General features: G+C 35.1%; 14 protein-coding genes and 1 pseudogene. 13 read left to right on the top strand and 2 right to left on the bottom strand.

From position 1 onward, the window contains the following. The first annotated feature begins 9 nt into the window (after nucleotides 1–9). Nucleotides 10–1,747 (top strand): annotated as a pseudogene (thiC, locus tag CD138_RS04305) (phosphomethylpyrimidine synthase ThiC). A 206-nt stretch (nucleotides 1,748–1,953) separates the two neighbouring features. Continuing rightward, complete coding sequence (locus CD138_RS04310) at nucleotides 1,954–2,964, top strand: HoxN/HupN/NixA family nickel/cobalt transporter (RefSeq protein WP_019168423.1); 1,011 nt, start codon at nucleotides 1,954–1,956, stop codon at nucleotides 2,962–2,964. A 244-nt stretch (nucleotides 2,965–3,208) separates the two neighbouring features. On the opposite strand, the gene CD138_RS04315 is transcribed toward CD138_RS04310, so the two are convergent. After that, nucleotides 3,209–4,387 (bottom strand): CynX/NimT family MFS transporter, encoded by a 1,179-nt coding sequence (locus CD138_RS04315; RefSeq protein WP_019168424.1) that lies wholly within the window; start codon nucleotides 4,385–4,387, stop codon nucleotides 3,209–3,211. A 107-nt stretch (nucleotides 4,388–4,494) separates the two neighbouring features. Here CD138_RS04315 and CD138_RS04320 point away from each other — a divergent pair, with 107 nt between their 5' ends. Both CD138_RS04320 and lepB read left to right on the top strand, forming a co-directional pair. After that, the gene (locus CD138_RS04320) at nucleotides 4,495–5,043 is read left to right on the top strand and encodes a helix-turn-helix domain-containing protein (protein WP_019168425.1); all 549 of its coding nucleotides are present in this window, start codon (nucleotides 4,495–4,497) and stop codon (nucleotides 5,041–5,043) included. Between the two features lie 107 nt (nucleotides 5,044–5,150). Further along, nucleotides 5,151–5,738 (top strand): signal peptidase I, encoded by a 588-nt coding sequence (gene lepB, locus CD138_RS04325; RefSeq protein ID WP_019168426.1) that lies wholly within the window; start codon nucleotides 5,151–5,153, stop codon nucleotides 5,736–5,738. A gap of 153 nt (nucleotides 5,739–5,891) precedes the next feature. On the opposite strand, the gene CD138_RS04330 is transcribed toward lepB, so the two are convergent. Next, nucleotides 5,892–6,518, bottom strand: coding sequence for a hypothetical protein (locus CD138_RS04330; RefSeq protein WP_019168427.1), 627 nt, complete (start codon nucleotides 6,516–6,518; stop codon nucleotides 5,892–5,894). 283 nt (nucleotides 6,519–6,801) lie between these two features. On the opposite strand from CD138_RS04330, the gene CD138_RS04335 reads away from it, so the two are divergent. From CD138_RS04335 to CD138_RS04375, 9 genes are all read left to right on the top strand, one after another. Further along, nucleotides 6,802–8,214: an alkaline phosphatase gene (locus CD138_RS04335; RefSeq protein ID WP_019168428.1), complete on the top strand. Its 1,413-nt coding sequence runs from the start codon at nucleotides 6,802–6,804 to the stop codon at nucleotides 8,212–8,214. A 236-nt stretch (nucleotides 8,215–8,450) separates the two neighbouring features. Then, nucleotides 8,451–8,693 carry a hypothetical protein gene (locus CD138_RS04340; RefSeq protein ID WP_019168429.1) on the top strand — a complete coding sequence of 81 codons (243 nt, stop codon included), beginning with the start codon at nucleotides 8,451–8,453 and terminating at the stop codon, nucleotides 8,691–8,693. Between the two features lie 63 nt (nucleotides 8,694–8,756). Further along, on the top strand, nucleotides 8,757–11,219 hold the full coding sequence (locus tag CD138_RS04345) for a Z1 domain-containing protein (protein WP_019168430.1): 2,463 nt from the start codon (nucleotides 8,757–8,759) through the stop codon (nucleotides 11,217–11,219). After that, nucleotides 11,209–13,248: a hypothetical protein gene (locus CD138_RS04350; RefSeq protein WP_019168431.1), complete on the top strand. Its 2,040-nt coding sequence runs from the start codon at nucleotides 11,209–11,211 to the stop codon at nucleotides 13,246–13,248. The genes CD138_RS04345 and CD138_RS04350 overlap by 11 nt, the downstream gene beginning before the upstream one ends. After that, a complete protein-coding gene (locus tag CD138_RS04355; RefSeq protein ID WP_019168432.1) occupies nucleotides 13,245–14,186 on the top strand; it encodes a hypothetical protein in 942 nt (313 codons plus the stop codon). Before CD138_RS04350 ends, CD138_RS04355 begins: the two co-directional genes overlap by 4 nt. A 4-nt stretch (nucleotides 14,187–14,190) precedes the next feature. Next, entirely contained in the window at nucleotides 14,191–14,874 is a 684-nt protein-coding gene (locus CD138_RS04360; protein WP_019168433.1) for a DUF6339 family protein, read from the top strand. 2 nt (nucleotides 14,875–14,876) lie between these two features. After that, the gene (locus CD138_RS04365; RefSeq protein WP_019168434.1) at nucleotides 14,877–15,842 is read left to right on the top strand and encodes a phospholipase D family protein; all 966 of its coding nucleotides are present in this window, start codon (nucleotides 14,877–14,879) and stop codon (nucleotides 15,840–15,842) included. Nucleotides 15,843–15,852: 10 nt separating this feature from the next. Beyond that, nucleotides 15,853–17,133 carry a DNA (cytosine-5-)-methyltransferase gene (dcm, locus tag CD138_RS04370; RefSeq protein ID WP_019168435.1) on the top strand — a complete coding sequence of 427 codons (1,281 nt, stop codon included), beginning with the start codon at nucleotides 15,853–15,855 and terminating at the stop codon, nucleotides 17,131–17,133. A gap of 211 nt (nucleotides 17,134–17,344) precedes the next feature. Beyond that, nucleotides 17,345–18,667: an Nramp family divalent metal transporter gene (locus tag CD138_RS04375; protein WP_019168436.1), complete on the top strand. Its 1,323-nt coding sequence runs from the start codon at nucleotides 17,345–17,347 to the stop codon at nucleotides 18,665–18,667. The last annotated feature ends 286 nt before the right edge of the window (nucleotides 18,668–18,953 follow it).

Consider the following 18,953-nt stretch of genomic DNA (forward strand, 5'->3'; position numbering starts at 1 on the left):
GTTAATGGAATGAAACAAGAACAAATTGAATTGAAGAAAAACTTTCCAGCAAGTCAACGTATTTACAAACAGGGTGAAGATGCGGATATCCAAGTCCCATTTCGTCAAATCGCATTGTCTGAAACAGTCACCGAACAAGGTACAACACAAAATGACCCGTTCGTTGTGTATGATACGGCTGGTCCTTATCATGATGATACGTATGAAGTCGACGTGACGACAGGGATTCCCGCTTTACGCACTGATTGGATTGAAGACCGTCAAGACGTTGAACATTATGAAGGGCGACGCGTACAATCTATCGACAATGGTTACCACTCAGAAACGCACAAAAATATTGTTGAACATCCATTCAAATATCAACCAAGACGCGCAAAAACGGGCAAACGTGTCACACAAATGTATTATGCCAAACAAGGGATCATCACAAAAGAAATGAAATTCGTTGCAGCACGTGAAAATGTCAGTCCAGAATATGTCAGAGATGAAATTGCGAGAGGGCGTGCGATCATCCCGAATAATATCAACCATCCAGAATCAGAACCGATGATTATTGGTAAAAATTTCCAAGTGAAGATTAATGCGAATATCGGTAATTCTGCCGTGTCGTCGTCTATTGAAGCAGAAATTGAAAAATTAGTATGGGCGATTCATTGGGGCGCGGATACGATGATGGACTTGTCGACAGGTAAAAACATTCATGCGACACGAGAATATTTAATTCGTAACTCGCCTGTTCCAGTGGGGACTGTGCCAATTTATCAAGCATTAGAAAAAGTGAACGGTATTGCGGAAGACTTAACCTGGGAAATATACCGTGATACTTTAATTGAGCAGGCTGAACAAGGTGTCGACTACTTTACGATTCATGCTGGGGTGTTACTCCGTTACGTGCCATTAACAGTAGACCGTTTAACAGGTATCGTGTCTCGTGGCGGTTCAATTATGGCACAGTGGTGTTTAGCGCATCATGAAGAAAGCTTTTTATACACGCATTTTGATGAAATTTGTCAAATACTGAATCGTTATGATATTGCTGTGTCACTCGGGGATGGTTTACGTCCAGGTTCAATTTATGATGCCAACGATGAAAGCCAAATTGCCGAACTCAAAACGTTAGGTGAACTGACTGACATTGCTTGGGAACATGATGTTCAAGTGATGATTGAGGGGCCTGGCCATGTCCCAATGCACAAAATTAAAGAGAACCAAGAGTTGGCTGACTTTTATTGTAAAGAAGCCCCATTCTATACTCTTGGACCACTTACAACTGATATTGCACCGGCATACGATCACATTACATCGGCTATTGGTGCGGCTCAAATCGCTAGTCATGGTACGGCGATGTTGTGTTACGTGACGCCTAAAGAACATCTAGGATTACCGAATAAAGAAGATGTGCGTGATGGTGTAGTGACGTATAAAATTGCGGCTCATGCAGCGGATATCGCTAAAGGGTTACCAGGTGCAACAGACCGAGATGATGCGATAAGTAAAGCACGTTTTGAATTCAGATGGATAGATCAATTTAATTTATCACTCGATCCAGAGCGTGCACGTGCGTATCATGATGAAACATTGCCAGCAGAATCAGCTAAAGTTGCCCATTTCTGTAGTATGTGCGGCCCGAAATTCTGTTCTATGCGAATTTCTCACAATATCCGTGAGGGCCCATAAAGAAAAATTAGAAGGGATGCAAGAAATGGCTGAAGTGTTTAAAGCACAAGGAAGCAAAATTTATCATTAAGAGAACTAAACGTAAGAGCTAGGATGTATTATCGATCCTGGCTCTTTTGATGTGTCATTGTATTGGAGTGGTGCCAATGAATGTGATAGCATTAAATCATTATTTTCTAAATATTTTTTGAGGTATGACATATTGGGAAAAACTTGAAATAATAGAGAAAAGGTGTATGATTTTATTATCTAAAAATAGAAATAGGGTGAAATCATATGGATAACACAAAAAATATAAAACATGCTTATCCTTATCTCGGTATTGTTATTTTATTACATATTGTTGGTATCGCATTGATGTGGATTGGAGGGTCGCAATATCCATTGTTAATGAGTATGGGCGTCATTGCGTATACACTCGGTTTACGTCATGCATTTGATGCGGACCACATTGCGGCGATTGATAATACCGTACGCAAATTGCTGGAACAAAAACAAAATCCAATGGGGGTTGGTTTTTACTTTTCATTAGGTCATTCCTCTGTTGTGTTTTTGATGGCTGCTGCATTAGGTATTGCGGTGACTTGGGCGCAACGTCATTTGGAAAGTTTTCAAGAGACAGGCGGGTTAATCGGTACCATTGTTTCAGGTGTTTTTTTATTGCTCATTGGAATTTTAAACTTAGTGATTTTAGTGCAACTGATTCAATTATTCCGTCAATTACGTCATCAAAACGTGACAGACGCACAGATGGATGAACTTATTGAATCACGTGGATTAATCATGCGTTTTGTTCGCCCTCTCTTCCAGTTTATTCAAAAAAGTTGGCATATCTACCCATTAGGTTTCTTATTTGGACTGGGCTTTGATACGGCAAGTGAAGTGTCATTACTCGCATTATCAGCAGGGGCTGCTCAACATACCGTGCAATTTTTAGGTATTATCACATTACCTATTTTGTTTGCTGCGGGTATGAGCTTGTTAGACACATTGGACGGTGTATTGATGACAAACGCGTATCATTGGGCATTTGACAAACCTGCACGCAAAATTTTCTATAACATTACGATGACCGCCATTTCAGTAGTTGCCGCAATTCTTATCGGAGACGTTGAAATTGTGCAATTGCTAGGTGAAAAATGGCATTGGCAAAATGGTTTTCTCGGCTGGGTAACTCAATTAGATTTCGGTTGGCTCGGGTACGCTTTAGTCATCGTGTTAATTCTTTCATGGCTCATTGCGATGGTAGTATGGAAAGTCGGTCGCTTTGAGGAAAAATGGAGCTAATTGTAACACGTAGTTTAACATTTATAAAACATAAATAAGACAGACGCTTGTTTGAAAATCTAAACAAGCGCCTGTCTTTTAAATTAAAGAAAAACATAAGAGGTAGGCACTAAATATTGCAAGAACCGTGCAAGACTCCTGAGGCACATAGGAATGCGCAGAACGGTTCAGCAATCGTTAAATAACATCTACTTTTGAGGACGATTGATATTTCAACAAAGTGATGATTTCGTATCCTAAAACATTATTTCCCTAAAGTCTTCTCAATGGTTGTATTTCTCCCTGATCTTGCGCCAATCGTCATAATAGCAAGTGCAGTCACGAGTAATACGAATAGTGATACAAACCATTGGCCTGTCCAATCATGTAAAACACCGAAGAACAATGGTCCGATACATGCGAATAAATAGCCCACTGCTTGCGACATCCCTGCTAATTTGGCTGCAGTTAAACCACTTTCGGTACGTAGACTGAACAGTGTATTCACCAAACCGAATGCGATTCCAAGTGCTATACCAATGATGATTAATGATAAAAGTGCCATGCGTGGTGCAAACATTAATATTAAAATAGTGACGGTAAAGAGAATACCTGTGAATGCGATCGGTAAGACTTGGTTTTTCAGGCGAGCAGCAAAAATCGGTGTGACAAATGTTAATGGAATAATGGCAATTTGTAATATCGATAAATAAAGGCCTGCACGTGACACCGGGATATCATACGATAACAAAAATTCCGGTAACCAGTTGATGAGTGAGTAGAAAATAAGTGATTGTCCACCCATAAGTAACGTGATTTGCCAAGAGAGTGGTGATTTCCATACGTTAACAGCATCGGACAGGTCGACTCGCTTTTGTGCGGTATGATGACGTAATTGGAATGTCCAAACGAGCACTGCGATGAAAGTCACGATGCCAATACTGCCTAATGCAATACTATAATTGTAATTTTTAAGTAACGGTGCGGCACCATAAGATGAAAGGGCACCAAAGATGTTCATGACAACGGTATAATAACCTGTCATGATGCCAATACGATACGGGAACTTGGATTTAATCATGCCAGGCGCCAGGACATTACCGAATGCAATCCCGATGCCAATGAGAATGGTCCCAATGTATAATAAACTCACTTCTGTCATACTTCTTAAAATGACACCGAATAGAATAAGTAATAAAGCGACAAAGAGTGAACGCGCCATACCAAAACGGTGACTGACTTTGGCGACAACTGATGAAATCACCGCAAAAGCTAATAAAGGAATAATGGAAATCAAACTAACAGCTGTGTTGGATAAGTTTAATGTATCTTTAATCGCGGGTAATACCACGCCTACTGAAGTAATGGGTGCTCTGAGATTGGCGGCAATTAGCATAATTCCAATGAAAAGCAGCCAATTGATACGGTTGGATTGTTGTTCCAAGGTGTAAACTCCTTTCAACATTTGTTATAATTGACAAAACGTTCTATATAAAGAACACACTATATCGTACATGATGTTCACTATATTGTAAATAGAAGGGGCTCAAAATGGAAAATATTAATACAGTTGTTGCAGAAAACTTACAATATTACCGACAAACACATCGTTTGAGTTTGGATAAAATTGCACAATTAACAGGCATTAGTAAAACAATGATTAGTCAAATTGAAAAAGGTGCAGCAAATCCAAGTATCAATACATTATGGAAAATCGCAAATGGCTTACGTATTCCGTTGACTTCATTAATTAGTGAAGAAAATGAAGCCATTCAAAAAATAGACCGCTCAGACATTCAACCGATTTATAATGATGATCGCTCGGTTGTAGTTTATCCATACTTCCCATATGAGGCGGCGCATGCGTTTGAAATGTTTTGTATGCGTATGAATGCGGATAGTATACTCGAATCGGATGCCCATCAGGAAGGTGCGAAAGAATATATTATTGTCAATGAGGGAATACTCACATTAACTGTTGGTGATGCACAGTATGAAATTGAAGCGGGACAAGCGATCAGTTTTAATGCGAATACAACGCATACGTATCGTAACCAAACAGATGAACAGCTGAGAATTACGGCGACAATTCAATATTAATGAAGGGGGAGTCTGCGGTGAGTGTGCCGGTAGACTACCGCTTGTTGTGAAGTGATGAAAAATTCAGTAGTATAGGAAATAAAATGGAAGCTTGAAAGGAGCATAGAATGAGAAAAGAAACAAAAGATATATTAATAGTTGTTGTGATTGGGCTTGTAATCGTTGGTTGCATCAAATGGCTTATTTTCACACCATACACTGTTAATGGCGCATCTATGCATCCTACATTCGAAACAGGTGACCGTGTTATTGTTAATAAACTCTCTAAAAAACTCAATACCTTGCAGCATGGTGATGTTATTGTATTTCATGAAGATGCGGATCGTGATTTTATTAAACGCATCATCGGTGTGCCGGGTGATCAGGTGAAATATCAAAATGATCAACTGTATATTAACGGCCAAAAGATCAATGAACCTTATTTAAAAAGTAATCAAAAAGAAAAAGCAGCCGAATTTTTGACGGAAAACTTCGATGTATCAGATATTGAAGGTTCAGATGGAAGGACCACGATACCTCAAGGACATTACCTAGTACTCGGTGACAATCGTATGAACAGTATCGATAGTCGCTCATTTACAGTAGGGTTCGTGGCACATGAAAGTATTGTTGGAGAAGCATTTCTGAGATATTGGCCTTTAGAACGTGCGAAATTTCAATTTAATCCTGGGACATTTGAAAAAGTTGAAGCATAGCGATGTTTCATGTGAAACGATAGAGTTTGTTGGAAATTTAAACTACACGAAAACATAAAAAATCACGGTGTACTTCGGCTTTGAAGTGTGACCGTGATTTTTGTATCTCAAGTAGATTGCTGAAGGATTCTGGGCATTCTTATTAGGTTAGACTTAAATTTGTGGAATATTTTCAATAGCGATGACTTGATCGTTTTGTGTATAGACTTTAATCGTGTATGGATTGTCTTGACGACTATCGTAATACCAAATATTGCCATCTGTCACGTTAGGTGCTTGATGGAAACTGATAAATTGCGAAGTCGACACTTGATGGGGTGTGACATAAATGTGTTCGATTTGATGTTGTGCATTATAACTGATAGCAAGATCCCCATATGACGCTGCATCACGACCATCAATTTCAACAGTCTTTTCTGGAGGACCATGTGTGGCTTCGACGTCTTTACGTGTTTCGCCGATGTGAAAATTTTGGTAACCATCGATGCGATCACTATGCATAAAGTCTTGGCTGAAATCGTATGATAGAACGTCAACTTGAACGGTTTGAGTATCTTGATGATGCTTTGTCGTGTGATTTTGAGCCATATTGAATTGGAAATCAAATTGCGACAAACGGTAGCCGCCATATATCATTGCACCGACTACACTGATGATGATTAAGATGATGAACGCAATGAGCCATTTCGGATTAGATGATGGAACAGGTTCATATTGGGGTGGATGTTGATGTGATCGGTTGGCATGCTTTTGTTGACGAGGTGTGAGGTCGCTTTTCAAAAAATAACCTCCTTTATTTCTTTTAATATTGTCATTATAAGTAGTTGCAGAATCGGAAACAACTATAAAATGCAAAAAATAATGAAAAATTTATTTGTAAATGAGACGTCCTTTTCTCCCTTTCATTTCATCCCACAAGGCTTGTTTCGGATGGAATAGAAGCAAGTGTAATGATTTGGATGACCTCTATTTACATACTTTTAATAATGACCTAAAACCATATTTAAATTGATTGATTACAATAGCAGTGTATCTAATATTTGCTATGGGGGTTATGACAATTATGAAATTTAAAAGGCAGTTTGCACAATTATCCATCGCGAGTGCGATCATCGCATCAACGCTAGGAACGGGAAATGTAGCATCCGCGTCAAGTGCGGGTGGTGCGCCTGATCAACAAGCAACATTATATGGAGATACGAAACATCCTAAAAATGTGATTTTCTTAGTAGGTGACGGTATGGGACCATCATATAACACCGCATACCGTTACTTTGCGGATAATCCTGACACTAAAGAAATTGAACGAACAGCTTTTGATGATTATTTAGTAGGAACACAACAAACACATTCAGATGATGAAAAAGAAAATATTACGGATTCTGCAGCGGCTGGGACGGCAATAAGTACGGGGCATAAAACGTATAATGGTGCGATTGGTGTCGACAAACAGCAAAATGATTTAGAAACTGTACTTGAACGTGCGAAAAAAATAGGAAAATCCACAGGTTTAGTCTCAACTGCTGAAATTACAGATGCGACACCCGCGGCTTATGCTGCAAACGTTGATGATCGTGACAAAAAAGATGAAATTGCACAACAGTTTTACGATCAACGGATTCAAAATCAACATAAAATTGATGTCATGTTAGGTGGCGGTGCGAAATATTTTGGCGAGGAAAATGGCAACATTAGCCAGAAATTTAAAAAAGATGGTTATGGCGTGGTGACCAATCGCCAAGAATTAGAGAACGCGAGTGAAAATCAATTACTGGGATTGTTTGCGGATGAAAATATGTCACTAGAAATTGATGCAGATAACGACCAACCTGAATTGGCGGATATGCAAAATGCGGCACTCAATCGTCTTTCGAAAAATGACAAAGGTTTCTTCTTAATGGTGGAAGGTGCATCGATTGATAAACAAGGTCATTCGAACGATGTTACAGGTGTCATGTCTGAAATGGAAGCATTTGAAAAAGCATTTGCGAACGCGATTGATTACGCCAAAGCAAATCCAGATACACTCGTTGTAGCAACTGCCGACCATTCAACTGGTGGCTTAAGTATGGGAGAAGGTGGCACTTATGAATGGAATCCTGAACCAATCCAACAAATGAAGCACTCAGGAAAATGGATGACAGAACAAATTGTGGACGGTAAAGGTGTTGAAGAAACAATTCGAGCAGGATATGGATTTGACTTAACTTCAAAAGAAATCAAAGCCATTCAACAAGAAGCGGATCAATTGAAACAGTTAGACGAAGAGAGCGACGACTATGAAAAGCAACAACAAAAATTGGCCGACGCCATTCAAGCCCCTATTAATAAAAAATCTAATACAGGTTGGACAACAACAGGCCATACTGGTGTAGACGCCAATACGTATGCATTTGGACCAGGTGCTGACCAGTTCCGAGGCAATATCGATAACACAGACAATGCGAAAAACATCTTCAACTTTTTGGGGATGTAGTTAAGTAGAATTAAGAGGTAGGAATAAATTAAAAAAGCACTCACATTAGACAATTATGTTTATTGTGAGTGTTTTTTATTATTTTATAAACAGTATACCATGGAAGTATTTGTTTTATAATTTTAATTTTTCTTTTATATTTTGCTTCACACGCTGTTGTAATATCGTATAATTATAGTTATTAGATCATATTATATTGATTATATATATAAAGCTATAGACAAAGGGGTTTTAGTATGAATGAAGAGACTCGCTCAAAGATTAAATCACAAATACACGACATAAGAAAAATGGGATATTCATGGTCTGAAATAAAGAATACCGATTTTGACAGCGGTTCAAAAGAAAGTTATCTAAAAAACGTAGTGAGTCGATATGTTTTAGCTAAAAAACCAGTGACTTCAAGTGATTGGGATGAGATTGTTAATGAAATGGAAGAGTTAGAAAAAAAGGTAGAACTAAGAAAACTTAGCGATTGAGTTAAAAGTAACTTTCAACTGCCTAGTGATCCTTATTCTGCATGGATTAAGTATAAAGAAAAATTGAAAGAAAATGGATTTTCAACTAAATCAATTGAGAGAATCGAACAGTCGTCAATAGATATTCTAAGAGGGTTATCAACTAACACTGTAAAAGATGGACCTATAAAAGGGTTGGTAGTTGGTAACGTACAATCAGGTAAAACTGCAAATATGGCTGCAGTTATGGCTATGGCGGCTGATAATGGTTTTAATTATTTTATTGTTCTTTCAGGTTTGATTGAAAACTTGCGTCAACAAACTGCAAATCGTCTTTTTCAGGATTTAAACACTTATGGATATGGTAATTGTCATTGGCGAAAAATTGATAATCCTACATTGAAATCTAATGATTCTGAAATGAATATGAGCCAATATAATTTATCAAGTAATAGTAAAGATAAATTTTTTACGGTTTGCTTAAAAAATAAAAGCAGACTAAATGAACTGAAAAAATGGTTATTATTTGATAAAAACAAAGCGAAACAATTAAAAGTATTAATTATTGATGATGAAGCAGACCAAGCGAGTATAAATACGAAAGATGTTCAATCAAATGAGTATACTGCGATTAATGGAATAATTCGTAATATTGTAAATAGTAATAAATTTGAAGGAATGAATTACATTTCTTATACCGCAACGCCGTACGCAAATGTACTAAATGAAACAGGAAAAAACTCGTTATATCCTAAAAACTTTATAGCGGTGCTAGAGGATTCTGAAGATTATATAGGGCCTACACAATTATTTGGAACAGAAGAACCTGAGCGTAGTCCAGCACTTGATATCGTGATTCAAATCAACAATCGTGATGCAGATATTGTGAAACAAATTCAAAGTGGAGAATCTGGAGAACCACTACCTCTGAGTTTTAAAGATGCTATTCATTGGTTTTTAATCACAGTTGGTGCAATGAGGAGTTTAAAATATAGAAAACCAATTAGCATGTTAGTACATACAAGTTTTAAGATTGATCATCATAGTGTGATTGCCGATAAAATTAGAAAATATTTATCTTATGTAAAATCTAATTTTAATAATATTGAACCACTTATGAAAGATTTATATTTGAAAGAAAAGCAGTCGTTGACAATTGAAAGATTTAAGGAAACGATGACCAACTATTCAGCATTAGATGAAATTGTGGATTATCCAACATGGTCAGAAATTTTGTTGGAACTTCGTGAACTAATGAGTTTAAACGATAACACTTTTATATCACATATTAACTTATCTGAAGATGGTGTACCTATGTATCATAATGGCATCCATTTAGCCATCGATAACAGTAAATCAAAAGCTAAGGACCAACATGTGAGACTTCTTTATCCTGAAAAACAAGATATGCCTGAAAAAGCACCAGCATTCATTGTAGTAGGAGGGAATACACTTTCAAGGGGACTAACAATTGAAGGACTAACATCAACTTACTTTTTAAGAGCAACTAATCAAGCTGATACTTTAATGCAAATGGGGCGTTGGTTTGGTTATAGGAAAGGCTATGAATTGTTTCCTAGGGTATGGATGGACGAATTGGCACAAGAAAAATTCACTTTTATTAGTCAAATGAATGAAGAATTAAGAGAAGAGATAAGAATGTATGCGCAAAGCAAAATGACACCAATCGAATATCAACCTAGAATTAAAAATTCACCCAATTATAGACTATTAAAAATAACTGCAAGTAATAAGATGCAATCAGCTATTCCTGATTCATATGATTTTACAGGATTTAACAGTCAAACAATATATTTTGAAAACAACATTCAAATTTTAAAAGACAATTTGTTAAATACAGAATCGTTTCTTAATGCTTTACCAAAACCTGAAATAAAAAAAAGCAAAATGATATGGAGAAATATTCCAACACATTCGGTTAACGAGTTTCTAGAAAAATACCATGTTTGTGAGCAAGACATAAAAATGTCAACACTTCCTCTTTTAATAGAATGGTTCGAAAAAAATACAGGTGAGTTTGATGGTTGGAACATCATATTATCGAGTGTTGGCCACGTAGAAAATACAAAAAATACAGAGAATGATTGGAACATACATGGCTTCTCACCAAAAAAGGTTAACCGTTCGAAACATGGTAAGAGAAGCGATAATGTATTAGCATCCATTGGTGCCTTAAGATCACCAAGTGATTTGTTAGCTGATGTTGAAGGGGAAAGTGTTAACTATAATATAAGCAAAATTAGTGAAGTCATGGAAATTCGAAATAAAAATGGGCTAAGTCGAACGCCACAACTGGTTATTTATAGAATTGATAAGAATTCTAAACCTACAAAGGCAAGTACCGAAAATAGAGTTCCTCTGGATTTTGATGAAGATATTATAGGTATAAATCTTATGATACCAAGTGCGCCAAATAAAAAGAAAAAGAATTTTGAAGCGTATATTAAAGCTAAGATAGATCCTACTATTAGAGATGTAGAGGAGGAGCAATTTATAGATAAGGAGGAATATGAGAATGAAGATTAAGCAGGCATTTAATGATGTGCAGAGCATGTCTCAAGACGGTGATGCTATATTGCGTTCATTACAAAATAAGAGTATGCCCGTTATAGATTTGTTGGTCCGTGAATCACTACAAAATAGTTTGGATGCAACATTGCCAGAATCTAAGGAAACAAAAGTTGATTTTATTTTAGGGGAATTCAATTCTTCATTATTGGCGCCACATTTTGAAGGGATATCGGAACAATTAACTTCAAGATTTAAAGCGCCAGCAGATTTTATAGCAATAAAAGATAGTAATACAACGGGATTAACAGGTGATTACAAATCTACAGACGCTCGGATAGCTAATAAAAGTAATTTTTTTAAACTTGTCTTTAGTATTGGTAAAAATCAAGAAATGGATGGTGCAGGAGGTAGTTGGGGGTTAGGAAAAACGAGCTACTTTAGAATTGGTATAGGCATCGTAATTTATTATACAAGAGTCAAAAATGAGAACGGATATGAAGAAAGACTTATAGCATCACTTATAGAAAGCCCAAAGCAAAAACTTAGATTGTTACCTGAAAATGAAAGAGGTATTGCTTGGTGGGGAGAATACGAAAATGATAAATCTTCGCAATTGTTACCATTGACCGAGTCTAATGATATTAAAGAAATATTAAATGTTTTTAATATTGAAAGGTATAAAGAGGATGAAACAGGAACGACTATTATCGTCCCTTATATTGGAGAAAATGAATTATTTATTGAAAATAAAGAAAGTGTCCCATATCCTTGGGAAATGAAAAGGAAAGATGCAATTAAATTAGCGGTTCAAAGATGGTATATGCCAAGATTAAGTAACGACAAATATAGCGAGGTATGTGATAATTCCGTTTTAATATGTACAGTAAATGGAGAACCCTTTATTAAAGGTTTTAATACAGAGCCTGTTTTTGATCTATTTCAAGATTTATATAACTCGGCTGCAACAGGAGATCCACAAAATGAAAATATAACTGTAAAAGAAGTATTTCTTAAAGGAAATGCAATGAAAATTCCAAAGGAGACACGAGTTGGAAGGGTTGCTTTTTGTGAAGTTGGGAAAGAGGAAATGAAAATGATGCCCCCTGACAATAAATTCTCACCTTTAGCTTACATTGGTTCTAAAGATGAAAATAAAGTCGAAAGGAATAGCTCTATAGTCATTGCCTATACTCGTAAGCCAGGTATGATTATTGAATATAATCTAGATGGAGAATGGTCACCTAATAAAACCAATATTTTAGGAGAAGAAATTAATTTATTTGGCTTTTTTGTTCCTAACTCAGATGGGAACCTTATTGAAAAATATGAAAAGCTTGGATATTCAACATTAGAACAATACTTAAGAGCTACAGAGAATGCTGATCACGCGAGTTGGATAGATGAAACAGGATTTGGAGTTATACGTCGTATCAAAGATTATACTGCAAAACAAATACTGTCTCATTACACAGAGAATATTTCGGACAATCAAACGTCTGCTACATCGGGATTGTCTCGTAAGTTTGGGAATTTATTAATGCCAAAAAGAAATTTTGGTAAGTCATCTTCAAGTTGGAAGCATGACGAAAGAAAATCCAGAAATGTAGGGAGTAGAAATAGAGTATCTGATATAAGAGTGATTGAATCTAACCCAATTGATGAAACTAATGTAGAAGTCAAATTTAAAGCGAGAATACAAAAAGCATCTTTAAATAGAATATTCATACAAATTCTGTCTCAAGAAAAGAAAATAACTAAAAAGGTATGGTCAGATTCAATTAGTACACATACTATTTTTCCATTTGAAATAGAAGATTTAATTATTGATTACATTGATACTGAAAAATTTGGCATGAGTTTTAAATATTTTAAAGACCCTCATATTTCTTTTTGTCAAGAAGATAAAAGTGAAATTTTTATAGAAACTACTTTAGACAGTCAAATCATGATTGAAGGCAAACTATTATTAAAAATGCATTCTAGCGAATTTATACCGAGTATTGCTATTTCCTCAGAAAATGAAAAGGCGGAGGAAAAACTATGAAACAATCAGTTAACCAAATAGCACTTTATAGGAAAATTAACAGTGAAATAACCAAAGAGGCCCAGATGCACTTTTCGCCATTAAAAATTTGTTATGAAAATGATGATGAAATTAAAACTATTGACATAGATATTACTGAAGATAAAGAGATATTAATCAATGAAATCGACTCCATGTGGTCCCCTTATGAAAACGAGTTGCAAATAGAGCAGGAGTTAATTATAGGCAACCCAAAAGCATTATTTGGAGAAAAAGGTGTAACTTGTGAAGATAATACTATTGGTTTCGCCGTACATATCCATTCAAAAACGTCATATTATCAAAAAGTTAAAGAAATTGGAAGCATTACTTTTAATGATAGCGAAGAATTAAAGCTAATATATAAAGAAAAGTTTGATAAAGATTTTTTAAGGGGCTCTATAAATTTTGACTTTTTCTTATATTTAAAAGAAGTAAAGAAAACAAAACCTTATTTTGCTAATAAAATAGGCATGAAGTTAACAGTAGAGGATTTAAATACTTTCAAAATTATTGTGGATGGCTCAGGTTCAATTTTTCCGATTACAGAATTCAGTGAAAAAGGTGGGCCACTTTGGAAAGTTAATAAAAGCTGGATTGATGCAAGTGAAGATACTTTTGATAGTTCCAATGTTAGCTTAATGATTAATAATAAACACTCGTTATACCACAAAGTAACTAGTGGAAAAAGTGACAAAATGTTAACGGGATCGATAGTATTACAAGTTATATCGATGATAATAGATGAAGTGATTAATAAAGAAAACCAAAGCATTGAAGATGAAGAAGAAATAATAGAGGGGACAATATTAGCAGCAGTTTCATATTGGGTTAAAACTTTTGAAGTACAAACCCAAGATATATTTACAATACAAAGCTCTTTATTTGCAAATATGGAAAATGAAGTGACTCAGGAGTGAGAAGATGATTAATTGGGATATTATTTCTTACGATATTGGAAAAGCATCTAAAGATTTTGCTTCATTGAGTGTGGAGAGTAAAAAAATTAATCCAATAGAAATAAGTTCAGAATTTGAAAAGTTGAGACAAAAATTATTAGAGGCAAGAGATGAAGTCTATGATCAAAATGAATTCGATACATCAAATAAGTTGGATTATAAATTTGATTTACTATTTGGATTAAAAGTATATGAAATTTTAAATGAAAGTTGCGGATTTTCAAATAGAGCGGCTAGCAATGATGATGTTTGGAGATTTTTATCTATTGAAATTATTCCTGATATCGTTCATTCAAGGCAACAATTTAAAGAAGAATATTTTTATAAAAAACCACGTAGAATTTGGCTGAAAACAATTTGGTGGTACATACACTTGTCATGGCAAGGTAACCAGGAAGATACATTTGAGATTTTGAAAAACAATACTACTGATACGATTATGCAACTTGTAGACCGCTCAGGTATAGGGTACAACATTGATTTATACCGAGAAATAATGAGACAGTACGTAAATTATAAGGACAATGATAGAAGTTTGTTTAGAAGGATATTAAAATTAAACGTTGCAAGAGTACTTACAGTGACCCCAGAATTATTTGAAGAAGGAATCAAAGGTTACGTTGAAAGTTTATATGAAGCGGTTAAATAAGTATGGAAAATAGTGATTCACTCTATTCAAAAGTCATTGTAAGCAACTTTGAAAAGTACAGCAAACTAAAAATTATCAGTGGTTACGCATCAAGTGCCTTTTTAGAATATGTATTAAATAATGCGAATAAAGTAATTATTGATTTATACATTGGTATGTCTCAAGAGGGCGTCTCATTAAACGAACATCAAAGGTTTCAATCTCTTTGTAAATCTAATCCTAATGTAAATGTTTTTTATCAATATAAAGGTAAACCTACGCATATAAAGCTATATGTGTTTTATGGAATTAAAAGTTCAACAACATATGTAGGATCAGCAAATTTTACTGAGAATGGTTTTGTTAATAATAGAGAGCTACTTGTGCAAAGCGAGGAAAGTTTTAATTATCTATTTGATATTCAAAGTCAAAGTTCAATACATTGTAATGATCAAAATGTTGGTAATTATATTAATTTTTTTAATGATGACAAAGTTGTTAATTCGGAAAAAGATGATGTTGATGCTGAAAAAGAAATAAATGTCGAATCAGATTTACAAAGGATGGTCCAAAAATTCAATGAGAAGCATGATATTAGAGATTTAAGCAATGGCTATTTATTGCCGATTGTAACTGATGAAAATGCCAACAAGCTTTGGAATCAAACCGGAGTGAACGGTGTTTTTCACAGTGGAGACTCTTATTTGAGAAAGGCGAATAATCATTCTTTAAAAGAATTTTTTACTATTGATGAATTCAAAATAATAGCATATGATGGAAAATGTTACGATGCAAAATTAAAAGGTAATTTTTACAGGGAACTACACGTAGAAGGATGGAACTTTTATGATGAGTTATTTAAATGGTTGGATTTAAATAGCAAATTACCAATTAATCATACACATTTAAGAGAGTTGGGATATACTTCTTTTTATTTTGAAAAAAAGGAAAATGATGTGTATTTAATGACGTTAGTAAATGGTTTATAGGGGGGAGATTATGTTTAAAGTCATTGAAACTTTTAGTGGTATTGGTAGCCAAGCTCAAGCGCTTAAAAATATTGGAGCTAATCATTCTGTCGTTGCAACGGTGGAATGGGAAATTGCTGCCATTTATGCATATGATATTATTCATAACGGCCCTCAAAATTTAAAAGACTATAGGCACCATACAAAACAATCTCTTGTTGAAGAAATATCAAAGTATAATATTTCAAACGATGGAAAAAGCCCTATATCTAAAAGGGGTATTAATCATATGAGTATGGTACAATTGAAAGCAATTTTAGCTGCAATTGAAAGAAGCCATAACTTAGTCGATATTACACAAGTCAATGCAGAAAATTTACCTGTTGCGGATTTATTAACATATTCATTTCCATGTCAAGATTTATCGGTAAGTGGAAATTGGCACAAAAATGTTGGCGGTATTGATCGAAACGCCAATAATAGAAGTACGTTATTATGGCAAATTGAACGTATTTTGATTGAACTTGAAAATAGTAATAAACCGTTGCCTAAATTCCTATTGATGGAAAATGTAAATAACATTCTTTCAAATAAGCATATAAAAAACTTCAATGAATGGAGTTCATTTCTTAAAGAACTTGGCTATATTAATCAAATTTACACGCTAGATGCGCGTGCGTTTGGTGTTCCTCAGAGTAGAGTGAGGACTTTTATGATTAGTGTGCTAGCTACAGATTATGAAGAAGTAACAGAAATACAAAATTATTTTGATATGAATAATCTAGAAAATTATCAAATTGACATATCAAAAATGACGCCATTAAAAGAATACTTAAGATTAGACTATAGCGATCAAGTGTATAGGAACGAAGCGATAGAAAGTACACCACAACTCACTGGCTCAAGAGAAAAGATTTGCCAACTAAATAAACAATTAGCGAAAGGGCGATATGAAATACTAAGTTCATTTGCTAGAACAGTAACAACAAAGCAAGATAGACATCCAAATTCGGGAATTATTTTATATGACGAAATATTGACTGACATTAATAAAAAATATAGAAATCTAACACCTAGAGAATGTTTTTTATTAATGGGATTTAATGAAGAAGCTTTTGATTTATTAATAAACAATAATATTCAGGTGTCGGCAAATAAACAAATGTTAACAAAGTCTAAATTGATTAAACTTGCTGGTAACAGTATCGTTGTCCAAGTCTTAGAAGAAATTTTTAAGCAAATTATAGAGATAGACAACAAAATTTTGAAAAAGCATCAAAATAAATACGAAGGACAAGTAGAAGTCGTATAATTTTGTTATAAATAAATTGAATAACTAGTATTTGAGGTCGTAAATTAAAACATTAACACAAATCAATACTATGCCACAAAAGCGATTGCGATATGCGTCGCTTTTAATTTTGCCTCAATCTAGCTATAATAATGATATTAATTTAGGTAATCCTAATTTTCAGTTCGGTTATATTTGACGAGAGAGATAGAAGAGGAAAAGGTAGAGTAAGATGAGAAAAAGTTTGGAAGAAATTAATGGGACGGTCACATATCAACGTGATGCACCAGCATGGAAAAAAGTGTTTTTCTTTCTCGGACCAGGTGCGCTTGTTGCGGTAGGTTATATGGATCCGGGGAACTGGATAACGTCGATGGCTGGAGGTGCACAATATGGTTATATCTTGTTGTCAGTCATTTTAATGTCAAGCTTAGCTGCGATGTTACTCCAAAGTATGTCTGCACGTTTAGGTATCGCAAGCGGGATGGATTTAGCACAAGTGACGCGTACGATGACCTCTAAAAAAGTAGCGATTGTTTTATGGCTTCTCACAGAATTTGCGATTATGGCAACAGATATTGCAGAGGTTATCGGAAGTGCGATTGCGTTGAATTTACTTTTTCATATTCCGTTATGGCTCGGTGTGACATTGACAGTATTAGACGTGTTTTTATTGTTAGGGATGATCAAGCTCGGTTTCCGCAAAATTGAGGCGCTTGTCACGGTATTAGTTCTAACAGTGTTCATCATTTTCGTCTTTGAAGTGTATTTGTCAGATCCTGTATGGGGCGATGTGTTTAGTGGCTTTTTACCGCAATCTTCAGTCGTGACACAACCCGGTGCTTTATACATTGCATTAGGGATTATCGGTGCAACGATTATGCCACACAACTTATACTTAAATTCATCTATCGTTCAGTCACGGAACTATGGACGCCAATCAGATGAAGAAAAACGTGAAGCCATTCGATATGCGACGATTGACTCTAATGTCCAGTTGTCACTAGCTTTTGTCGTGAACTGTTTATTATTAATTTTAGGGGCGGCACTGTTTTTTGGAAGCGGTGAAGCACTCGGTGGTTTCTATGATTTATACGATGCGTTATCACATTCACAAGTTTCTACTGTGATTGGTGGTGCTGTGATGAGTACGTTGTTTGCGGTAGCATTGTTAGCATCAGGGCAAAACTCTACTATTACCGGCACGTTAGCAGGACAAATTATAATGGAAGGTTTCGTACATTTAAAAATGGCACAATGGGTTCGACGCCTTGTGACACGTGTCATTGCCGTGATGCCAGTTTTTTTCTGTTTATGGTTATATGGTTCGAGTACCGAAAAAATCGAAAATCTTCTCATCTTTACACAAGTCTTTTTAAGTTTAGCCTTACCTTTAAGTGTCATTCCGTTAGTCATTGCGACAAATAATCCCAAAATTATGGGAGAAAACTTCACTAATCCACGTTGGGTGAATATCGTAGCATGGGGATTAGCTGTGATTTTAACAGTGCTTAATATTTATCTCATTTACGCAACTTTTGGCGAACTCATTTAATATTTTGAAATCAGGGCTTGGACAAGCATTTGTTCAGGCTTTTTTCATTTGTTAAAAAAATGGAGAAGAATAATATACCCAATTGTTTTCTATTTACGCTTGAAAATAGCAATGGTTAAAAATAAATATATATTCATTGAAATTGCATAAATAATCACAATTCAATTCGTTAAATAAATTTTTAACATTCTTTATGTAATTTATAAAGGCGTTTTTACAATAGTTTGATTGTTGGAAAGTTATATATATTCAAAACATGAGATTAAATTGAATGTATGTAATTTGC

This window comes from Staphylococcus intermedius NCTC 11048, from assembly GCF_002902385.1.
GTDB lineage: Bacteria > Bacillota > Bacilli > Staphylococcales > Staphylococcaceae > Staphylococcus > Staphylococcus intermedius.

What these genes read in the sequence shown, in the direction of transcription:
- CD138_RS04365 (WP_019168434.1), top strand. Translation starts at nt 14,877, where the DNA reads ATGGAAAATAGTGATTCACTCTATTCAAAAGTCATTGTAAGCAACTTT.
- CD138_RS04360 (WP_019168433.1), top strand. Translation starts at nt 14,191, where the DNA reads ATGATTAATTGGGATATTATTTCTTACGATATTGGAAAAGCATCTAAA.
- CD138_RS04355 (WP_019168432.1), top strand. Translation starts at nt 13,245, where the DNA reads ATGAAACAATCAGTTAACCAAATAGCACTTTATAGGAAAATTAACAGT.
- CD138_RS04350 (WP_019168431.1), top strand. Translation starts at nt 11,209, where the DNA reads ATGAAGATTAAGCAGGCATTTAATGATGTGCAGAGCATGTCTCAAGAC.
- CD138_RS04320 (WP_019168425.1), top strand. Translation starts at nt 4,495, where the DNA reads ATGGAAAATATTAATACAGTTGTTGCAGAAAACTTACAATATTACCGA.
- CD138_RS04340 (WP_019168429.1), top strand. Translation starts at nt 8,451, where the DNA reads ATGAATGAAGAGACTCGCTCAAAGATTAAATCACAAATACACGACATA.
- CD138_RS04310 (WP_019168423.1), top strand. Translation starts at nt 1,954, where the DNA reads ATGGATAACACAAAAAATATAAAACATGCTTATCCTTATCTCGGTATT.
- dcm (WP_019168435.1), top strand. Translation starts at nt 15,853, where the DNA reads ATGTTTAAAGTCATTGAAACTTTTAGTGGTATTGGTAGCCAAGCTCAA.
- CD138_RS04375 (WP_019168436.1), top strand. Translation starts at nt 17,345, where the DNA reads ATGAGAAAAAGTTTGGAAGAAATTAATGGGACGGTCACATATCAACGT.
- CD138_RS04335 (WP_019168428.1), top strand. Translation starts at nt 6,802, where the DNA reads ATGAAATTTAAAAGGCAGTTTGCACAATTATCCATCGCGAGTGCGATC.
- lepB (WP_019168426.1), top strand. Translation starts at nt 5,151, where the DNA reads ATGAGAAAAGAAACAAAAGATATATTAATAGTTGTTGTGATTGGGCTT.